Source organism: Phaeodactylibacter sp. (assembly GCF_022763345.1).
Taxonomy (GTDB): Bacteria; Bacteroidota; Bacteroidia; order Chitinophagales; family Saprospiraceae; genus Phaeodactylibacter.
The window spans coordinates 34,185-43,781 of the sequence record NZ_JALEGS010000015.1; the positions used below are offsets into that span (position 1 = coordinate 34,185).

The 9,597-nt window shown below is 49.1% G+C and carries 7 protein-coding genes and 1 pseudogene; 3 read left to right on the forward strand and 5 right to left on the reverse strand.

What is annotated here, in order from left to right; genetic code table 11:
- Positions 1-42 precede the first annotated feature (42 nt).
- From MRY86_RS03760 to MRY86_RS03780, 5 genes are all read right to left on the reverse strand, one after another.
- Positions 43-1,209 carry an efflux RND transporter periplasmic adaptor subunit gene (locus MRY86_RS03760; protein ID WP_293563269.1) on the reverse strand — a complete coding sequence of 389 codons (1,167 nt, stop codon included), beginning with the start codon at positions 1,207-1,209 and terminating at the stop codon, positions 43-45.
- 32 nt (positions 1,210-1,241) lie between these two features.
- Positions 1,242-2,654, reverse strand: coding sequence for a TolC family protein (locus tag MRY86_RS03765; protein ID WP_293563268.1), 1,413 nt, complete (start codon positions 2,652-2,654; stop codon positions 1,242-1,244).
- Positions 2,655-2,678: 24 nt separating this feature from the next.
- Positions 2,679-3,290, reverse strand: coding sequence for a TetR/AcrR family transcriptional regulator (locus MRY86_RS03770; protein WP_044230042.1), 612 nt, complete (start codon positions 3,288-3,290; stop codon positions 2,679-2,681).
- Positions 3,291-3,568: 278 nt separating this feature from the next.
- Positions 3,569-4,177, reverse strand: a complete 609-nt coding sequence (locus MRY86_RS03775; RefSeq protein ID WP_152605297.1) for a nucleotidyltransferase family protein — start codon at positions 4,175-4,177, stop codon at positions 3,569-3,571.
- Entirely contained in the window at positions 4,174-5,379 is a 1,206-nt protein-coding gene (locus MRY86_RS03780; RefSeq protein ID WP_293563267.1) for a serine hydrolase domain-containing protein, read from the reverse strand. The genes MRY86_RS03775 and MRY86_RS03780 overlap by 4 nt, the downstream gene beginning before the upstream one ends.
- A 618-nt stretch (positions 5,380-5,997) precedes the next feature.
- Between MRY86_RS03780 and MRY86_RS03785 the strand changes: the two genes are divergently transcribed.
- From MRY86_RS03785 to MRY86_RS03795, 3 genes and pseudogenes are all read left to right on the forward strand, one after another.
- Positions 5,998-6,726, forward strand: a complete 729-nt coding sequence (locus MRY86_RS03785) for a hypothetical protein (protein WP_293563266.1) — start codon at positions 5,998-6,000, stop codon at positions 6,724-6,726.
- 6 nt (positions 6,727-6,732) lie between these two features.
- Positions 6,733-8,526, forward strand: coding sequence for a hypothetical protein (locus MRY86_RS03790; RefSeq protein WP_293563265.1), 1,794 nt, complete (start codon positions 6,733-6,735; stop codon positions 8,524-8,526).
- A 246-nt stretch (positions 8,527-8,772) separates the two neighbouring features.
- A pseudogene (locus MRY86_RS03795) lies at positions 8,773-9,597 on the forward strand (gliding motility-associated C-terminal domain-containing protein); the annotation flags it as partial.

The window sequence follows — 9,597 nt, forward strand, 5'->3', positions numbered from 1 at the left end:
GTGGGCGGCTCGCCCGGCTGAATTACTGCTTTTAGTGAGTGCTTAACCTTCTTGCTTTACTTCGACGGGCTCATTATTAGCCAGGCCACGTGCCCCATCCATAATTAAGATCTCTCCTCCTTCCAGGCCAGATTTGATAACAATCTGCCCATCGTAAGCATCGCCGGTTTTCACATATACCTTGCGGGCTAAAGCACCCGATTTACCATCTTCCAGAATATAGACATAGTCCTTCCCTCCAACTTCCTGCTGCACCATTTCCAGCGGGATGGTGACGACATCTTCAGCCTCCTTGTCTTTGATGAACATGGTAGCCAGCAAATTCGGCTTAATCAGGGAGCTGGACGCCGAAATTCTAGCTTCCACATCAAAAGTACGATTGGAAGGATCGATCGTCCGTCCGATCATGGTAATGGTAGCCATTTGCTCCTCGTCCAGCGCCGGAAAAGCCACTTTCACCTGTTCCCCTCTTTTGACCGCACGAAGGTAAGACTCAGGCACATCAGCAACAGCCTTAAGTCTGTTAGGATTAAGCAACTGCACAATCGGCATACCCGGAGAAGCCAGTTCGCCGCTCTTTAGATAAACCTCTTCCACTACCCCACTCACCGGAGCGTAAACCTTAGACTTGGTCATTTGGAATTCCAAGGTCTCCATGCTTTTCTCCAGGCGTTCCTTACTGTTTTTGGCTTCCAGGTACTGTATTTCAGAACCAATATTCTGGTCCCACAGACGCTTTTGGCGCTCGAACACCGTGGTTGCCAGTTCCAGTGACTTCTCCAGCTCTGCCATTTGCTTGTCCAACTGCTCGAGATCCAGCTCGGCAATAAGTTGCCCTTTCCGGACATTGTCTCCTTCCTCTACAGTAAGATTGAGAATGCGTCCGGCAACCTCACTTGTGACATTGATATAGTCATCGGCAGCAACTGAAGCCTGGATTTCCACAAAGTGCTCAAAGTTGGTGCGTTCCACCGGTGCGGTGGTAACCAGTTTCCTTTTGTTAGCCACCATAGTGGGGTCCTGAACCGCTATAGCTTTTTCAAGTTGTTCCACCTCCTGGGTGAGCTTACTGAGTTCACTGCGCTTTTCCTTGAGGAGGGTGCGCTTCTCTTCCAGCGATTCCGGCAGTTGCCCTTCTTCATTGGCGGCAGGCTGACAACCTGCGAGCATGGCCATCAAAAGTGCGACAATCGGGATGATGTATTTCATGATGTGATATTGGTGTTTTTTGTGGATAAAATTTACTTGCCGAGCGCCATCTCCAGACGCGCTTTGGATTGCAGCACGTCATAGAGCGCCTGCATGTAGTTGCTTTGTGTGGTGTAAAGGCTTTGTTCGGCCTGTGTTACTTCCAGGCTGGAGCCTACGCCTTCGCGGTATTTCACCTGAGCGGTTTCGTAAATCCGCTCTGCCAGATCGAGGTTCTTTTGCTGGCTGTTCAGGCGGCTGGAGGCGTTGCGGAAATTCGTTTGCGCGTTCGCCACTTCCAGGCTGATACCCCGGACCAATTCCTCCCGTTGGTTCCTCGCCTTCTCAAGGTCGAGGCGTGCCCGCTGGATTTTGGCTTTCTTGTTGAGCCCATCAAAAATAGGCACACTCATGCTCAGCCCCACATAGGCAGAAGGCGCCCAAAAACCGGATTGAAAATCGTCGCCCTGATATTGTTGCTGCACGGCTCCGAAGGCGTTTAGGCTTGGCAAATAACCGGCCTGATTCAGCTTGATGTTCAGCTCATTCATACGGATCGCCTGATCAATTAATGCCACTTCCGGACGAGACGCCGGGCTGGCTTCTTCACTCAGCAGTGCCTCCGCTTCGATGGTCATGGCATCCAAGTCATCAGAAACGACCAGAGGCTGATCAATGGGGAAACCAATGGTGTATTTCAGATTGGTCAGGGATACCTCCTTCTGGCGGACCAGGTTTTCGCGCTCGATGCGCAAATTTGATAATGAAAGTTCCTGCCGGTCAAGGTCCAGCTGTTCCGCAAATCCGGCTTTGTACAACTCCCTGGTTTCAAACAGCAGTTGCTCCAGATTCTTGATGTTTTTTTCGAGCAGCTCAATGTTTTCCTGCACCAGAAGCACAGGCAGGTAAGCTTCAATGACTGCATTCTCCACCTCACGCTGGGTAGTGGCAAAATCCCGGAGCGTATACTGCCGGTAAGCACGCGCTGCTTTCAAAGCCACGAAGAAAGAGCCATCAAAGATCATGGCATTGACGTCAATCCCGGCCGTAAAGTTATTGCGCAGGAAAAAGGCAATGCCTTCATCGCCGCCTCCGCCACCATTGCCGGAAAACGACTCGTCAACCGCCATCTGGGTTTGGTTGGACAATTGATCGTAAAGGTCTACAGCGAGTACTTGCCCGAAAAGCCCAAAGATGTCAAAACCTTCAGGAAGTGGTTGCCGCGGCACAGCTAGATAATGCTGGTAATTGAGCGAGCCATTGACTTGTGGCAATCCTGAGGAGCGCCGTTCTACGATTTGCTCCTCTGCGTCCGCAATCGCAATCTGGGCATCCTTGATAGTAAGGCTGTTCTCCAGCGCATAGTCGATAGCATCATCTAGTGACATTTGTACAGCTTGTTGCTGTGCCAGCAATGGCAAAGCCAGCAAAAGCATCATAACGGTCGAGTGAATCCTTATTTTCATTCTTTATGCTATGGTTTTGGATGTTTATTGTTCTTGTTCTTCCGCAGCCAGGTGTTTAGCCAATAACTGCCGCCCCTTTTCAGAGGCAATGCCGTGTATGTGGTAGCGAATGTACTCCTGATGTATAGTAGCCAGGTCATACTCTCCACTCTCGAAAACCTCTTCATCAGCAACGAGCACAGACTTGCCTACGTAAAGCCGGGCGATAATTTCCGGATTGAGCTCTGAGCGATAGATACCTTGCCTCATGCCCCGCTCAATATTATCAATAATCACGCCGTATACATGCTGCTTCATCTGGGACTCCATTCGCTTCCAAATCGTGCCATAGTACTTCCGCAGATCGTAAACTGTGGTTGGTGACATGGACCGCAGCTTCTCCACTACGTACCGGCCAATCCTCAGCATTTCCTCCAGCGCATCGGATGAAGTGGAGCGGATTTCCTCCGTCATGCATTTCTCTTCGCTTACGTGTGCGTGAAAAATCTGCTCTATCAACTCCGCCTTATTGCTCACATACTGGTAAAGCGTTTTTTTGGAGATCCCCAGCTCGCGAGCAATATCATCCATGGTCACGCTTTTTATGCCGTAGCGCATGAACAACTCAAATGAAGCTTTAATAATATCCTGTTTCAATTGCACGCTTGTTTTTGTAGCCCGTGGCAAAATTACAAGCAAAAAACATAGGAAACCAGCAGGAGTTTAAAAGTTTCCTGAGTTTTTGAAACTTTATGCTTAGGGTGTATTTTGATTCGACAAACAGCAGCTCTTTGCCGACAAAACCGCAAAGGCTTTCAAAAATTCTAAAGCCTTAGGGAGCGCAACAACAAAAACAGAATATAATTTTGTGAAAATCAAAACAACAGGACATGGACTCCCGCTTGCCCGTTCAAGCCAAATCAATACTTAAGATGCTATAATTCCTCTTGTCTGAGAAACCGCTCCCAATCTTCAGGGAAGTCAAGGTCAAGCGCTCCCGCTGGAAACGGCACAGATTGCAGGGACTCGCGGTACTTATGCAAGATAGGCTTAGCCCCTTTCTGCCCATTAAGCGCTAATAGTTCTGGAAAAAGGTGAGAAGCAAAAATAGCAGGCACGCCTAGCCCCTCCGTATAATAAGCCGCGATACCAGGCGCACGGCTCTGCTGAAGCTGGCCTAGCATTTTTTGCAACAACTCTGAGGTAAGGTAAGGTTGGTCTGTGAGCACAAAGCCCGCATACTGAAGCTCCGGCAAAAGCTCAATGGCAGCGGACAGCCCTGCATGTACGGAGCTGCCCATCCCTGTTGCCCAATTGGGGTTGTAAACCGTATGGACAAAACCAGGCAGGACAGCCTCGACAGCCGCCCGACGCGCTCCGGTCACCACGACCACCGCTTCAAAGCCGGCCTCAAGCGCCAGGCAGCTCATCCGTGCCACTAACGGTTGCCCATTGAGTTCAAGCAATTGCTTGGCTTCTCCCATGCGTGAAGAAGCACCAGCAGCCAGTACCACACAAACTGTTGTTGATGCAGATGGTTTCACGGCCCGGTGATTTGTTCCTTATACAAATCAAAAAAGTATGGGACCGCATTGCCTACAGTTTGGTTTGGAGCGTTTGTAAGCAGAACAATACCAATGTCTTCCTCCGGCAGGAAAGCAATTTCGGCACGAAAGCCATTAACATAACCACTATGACCTACAATCCACTGATTATCAATTTCAAAAACACGCCAGCCCATCGCATAGTAACCGGCTTGCAACCCGGCCCAGTTGCGGTGCATAATGCGGGCAGCCGGTATCGGGATTGCAGGGCAAAGCACATCAGACAAGACCCGCTCAGGCAGCACATCGGGCCGGTGCCCGCTGACCGCAACCAGCCATTTTGCCATATCCCTAATGCTTGCATTCACGCCTGCAGCCCCCGGCACTTCATAAAAGTTAGGCTCCACAGCCGTCGGCGCGTATCCTTCAGCCAGCCGGCGATGGGGCATTGCCTTATCTCCATCCTCCACAAAAGCAGCATATCCTACCGAAGCCCTGTACATCCCTAGCGGCTCGAACAGCCATTCTCCAGCTAGTGCACTAAAGGTCTGCCCGGTTGACTGCCGAAGCATATCAGCCCCAAGATTAAAAAGAACATTCTGATAATTGTGATAACTGCCAGGAGGGTGTACTTGCTTCACCAATGGTAGAAGGCCTAAAATATTGGAATAGGAGCGCCCCATATTCAAGAGATTGGAATAGGTATGCCTTGGCATCCCGGTTGTGTGGGTTAGGAAGTGCTGCAATTCCAGATTCTCCAGCCCTTCCGCAACACCGACCGCTTGCTGGGGCGTGTAAGCGCAGTACGGAGCGGACCAGTCAATCAGCCCTGCATCCACCAAACGGCCAGCAATTGCGCCAGTCACCCCTTTTGAAAGTGAAGCGATTCTGAAAAGGGTACTGGGCAGGACTGCATCTCCAACTTCCGCCGATTTAACGCCATGAGTGCCTATAGTCGCGACAACGCCTTCTTTTACAATTGCCCATGCGGCTCCAGGCACCCCTTCCTGCTCCAACTGCTGCCTCAATACCTTTTCGTACCCATTTAAAAAAGATTGAAATGGCTCCTTTGCTACGGCAACTCGCTTCTCAACCGAACGCACCACTATGTCCCCGTCTTCTGCAACCATTGTATCAACAGACATGAACAAACTCATCAGACCTAACAGTACCCCAAAAACGGCAATCCGCTTTGATAACATATCCTCAGTTTTTCTTCCGCAACTGCAATTTTAAGGCCCCTAATTGAGAATCCCAAGAAACTAAAGCACTCAGGCGCAACATTGTTGCACATTAAAATAAAAGGCAGCGCCTAGACTGTTTTTTCGGATTAAGCAAATTCTCTTTTTGTTATTGTAACCTTTTTTGTAGCTTTGACGTAAACTTAGCAGGTGCACCTACGCGATTAATGCTACAAGTTATTGTTCTGCAATCCGTTAGTAAGTGTTCCTTGAGCTACACACATACCACATAATCGCCTAGCTTAAAGCAAAAGGTAATCCCGTCCACCGATTATAAACTCGCTTATACGCATTAGATAAGCGGTACAAACATTCTGCGAAATCCTTGATTTCACTTAGGTAATTCGCATCTTCTACTTTAACAAACACTCAGGCTGAAAAGCCATGAACAACATCAAAAAAAGACACTGACAGGTAATTACACCTGACTGTCAGTCTTTTGTCTGTTCAGGAGCTAAAAAGAGGCTAAGGGTTATGTTGGGCGTTTTACCAAACAATTCCAACCCTACCATTAATATTAAGTCACAAACGAAAGTACTCCTTGTCCGGGCACTTAACGTGTTAGAAATGATTTGCCTCATGATTAGAGCATTCTCCCTCATTAAACCAATGGTATTGCTGCTGTGCCTCACAGCGGTGGTGGAGGGGTATGGTCAGTCTGAAGCCTTACGCCTTTTCGATACCGGTCGGCATTCACTGGGTATTTTCACGGGTTCTACTGCGCTAATAGGCATTGACTACGCTCGCCCTGTTGGCAAAAAGACCTGGCTGAGAAGCTGTTTTAGCTACATGGACTTTGATGTCAGAGACTGGGAAACGAATTTCAATCGCTACGAGCAATATGCCTCTATCAATCTCAGCGTTAGAAATTCCTCTTTAAGCCTGCTAATTGATCACGTCATTGCCCCCAAACTGAATTTACGGTTCGTAACTGGTATCGGATTGTTCCTTATGAATGATTTCAGTGGTTCCATCAAGCTGAGGGACCCTCTGAAAATCAACGATATCTACTTTGAGCCAGACGAATTGGGCTACGTATACGGAGGCTTGCGTTACAACCTGAAGCTCAACCCTTATTTCGGGGTTGCGCTTGGACGCCTTACCCACCCTAACCGCCGGCTTACCGTAGGCCTTGATATCGGCACTTTTTACAAAGGCGCTCCGGAAGTCTTCATTAACGGGACGGCATTGATCCGCAATAACGAGCATAATGCTGAAATCCTGACCAATAATATGTCTGGCTACCGTTGGTTTCCAGTTTTTAATCTACGTTTTGGCTATTCCATTGATCCTAAAGATAATCCTTAATTAATCATGAAAAGATTACATCTACAAAACCTGAGACTGTATACCCTCCTTGCCGTTATGGCTTGGGGCGCATTCTCTTGTACAAAGCCGGGAGACTTGCTTGAAGGTACGTTTGTCAATGTACAAACCGATCTGCTAGTCAACCCAATGACCATTCAGGTCCTCAACTACGACGGGGGGGAAGTCCCCAGAGACATAAGCGTAACAGCCTATGGTGCAGACAAGGACCAGATTTTCACCGTGCTGGGCGAGCGCGAACTCACCCTTAGCTACTCTGATGTGGACAAGAAAGCTGCATTCCTGTCGCTGGCTGTCCGTCGGATTGTTGAATTTAACGAAGAAGACCCGCTAGAATTCACACTCAAATTTGAGGCTGAAGGGTATATGCCTTTGTTCCGCACTTTCCGCCTGACGGATGCTGACCGCACAATGCAAAACATCCGGATGTTACCGATCGGTGCAAGCCTTGATGGGCTCAACCAGGAAAAAGTTTCTATTCAGCAGGGCAGCAACGGGACAGTTGAGCAGTACAGCGCCCGCACCCCTTACGCCAACAACAATCAGCGCGTAAGCATTGAGGTTGCACCTAATACCCGTATGATGGACCGCAACGGCAAAACCGTTTCCGGTAATGTAGACGCCTATGTTGTGAGCTACGATTACACCAACCGAATCACGAACAAAGTGGCTCCCGCCAGCCTGTTTGCCAATAACGCACGTGCTAAAAGCGGCGAAAGCTTAGGCAATCTTAACTTTGCCCCGGTTGCGGTTTACTCTATCGACATGTACGGTCCTGAAGGAGAAGTCAAGCAATTTGACAAACCGGTCAAAGTGCAGGTCGAAATCCCTTCGGGCACACCTCACCCTGAAACCGGAGCACCTATTAAAGCAGGTGACGAACTGGAGGCCTGGAGCTTCAACGAAAGTATCGGTGACTGGCAGGAAGAAGGCCGGGCTTCCGTAATCAGTGAAAATGGTGGCAAGCTCATCGCTGAGTTTGAGCAGACCCACTTATCCACCTGGTTCTTTGGTGGCCGTTTCTTCTGTAACCCACCAACCCGGTTCCTGATTGAAAACGTCAATCAGCCACAGAACGGCCCACAGACATTTTATTACGTAGAAGTCATTAATACGAACAACGGCAACGTCGTAGGTACATTTAGCAACACGCGCTTTTACGATGGTGAAATCATTACCCTCATCGTTCCAGCCAACTTCCAGAATGCTCCTGCGGTCATCCAGTTCGAGATCTATCAGTATGAGGGAGACGCTACCCCGCTGTATACTTCTCCATTATTCGCTCCTTGCGGAGATCAGCTGACGATCAACCTTGATGATGTACTGGCACCTCCTCCGGGACTGGGCACTACTTTCTTTGTAGATGTGGCAGGTACTTGTAGCTCCACATTTAACGACCTGGTGGTACGCCCGACCCTGCCTATTCAGTTCCGTCCTACCGGAAATATAGGTTGGAACCCACTAGGCTGGCTGGATGAAGGCGAAGGCTCTACAATGGCCCTTGTTAAAGGAGAATATTACGATTTCCGGATTTCTTACCGGACACTTGAGCGTTGTGTACTCAACCTTCAGGTACCCACCGCAGACTCTACCGTAATCATCGAAAGTTCTGTGTACAACTACGGTCCGGGAATGCCCTTTATGGAAACCATTGACGTGGACTACGTAGATACGGATAACGATGGCATAGAAGAAACTGTTTTCTTCAATTATACCAATATCAACGTACCTGATCAAGCGTGCCAGGAGTATATCGATTTCCTGAACGCCCCGATCAACTAAGTTTTTTTCGACAGGTTTAAGTAGTATTATTCTTAGGTAACGCTCCGTTTAGGGGCGTTACTTTTTTTATGCCTTCTCTTGCCCCACTCCCCTGGAAATATTAGCACATAGGCCGTACAGTTTACAAACTATTTCCACGCAATGACCGTTTTAAAGTTTGTAAACCAGTAAATTGACAATGACTATGTGTGTGAGCGCCTAACGCCAGGGCTGCCTTATCAGAAAACTGTACAAATACCTTCGCCTATGTCTTACCGATTCTATACCCACCGCTTTCTGCTTCTCCTGATGTTTTTCACGATGGGGGCCACCGTTGTGTTTGCCACCCACAACCGGGCTGGTGAAATCCGGGTAGAACTTGTGGACGGCGACTGCACGGGGCCAAACGGCCTTACTGTACAGGCTACTGTGATCACCTATACCAAAGCCAGCAGTATTCCTGCCGACCGGGACACGCTCACCATCTGCTGGGGAGATGGCACCTGCGAGCGGGTAGCTCGTTCCAATGGGCCAGGCAGTCCACCACAGGGTGTCATTCTGGAAAATGATACCAAGCGCAACTTTTATATTGCCACTCATACTTATCCGGCAAGGACAACCTATACGATCTCCATGACCGACCCCAACCGGAACGGGGGTATCTTGAATGTCAACTTTCCCAATTCCGATCAGGTCCGTTTTCACATACAAACAGAGTATACCTTTCTCAACCCACAGGTTCAGGGATGCAATAACTCGCCTATACTCCTGCAGCCCCCGATTGACATTGGCTGCGTAGGTCGGGTATTTACACACAACCCTAATGCCTTCGATGCCGACAATGATAGCCTGACCTATGAGTTTATCACGCCCATGCAGGATGTGAACCTCCCAGTACCCAACTATCAGGAGGTCACTGCAATCAATCCGGGGCCCAATAATCAAATTACCATTGACCGGTTTACAGGCGATATCGTATGGGATGCGCCACAGCGGGCAGGCGAGTACAACATCGCCATTCTCATCCGCGAATACCGCAATGGGCAGCAGATCGGCTCTATCGTCCGGGACATGCAGATACTCGTAGAAGAA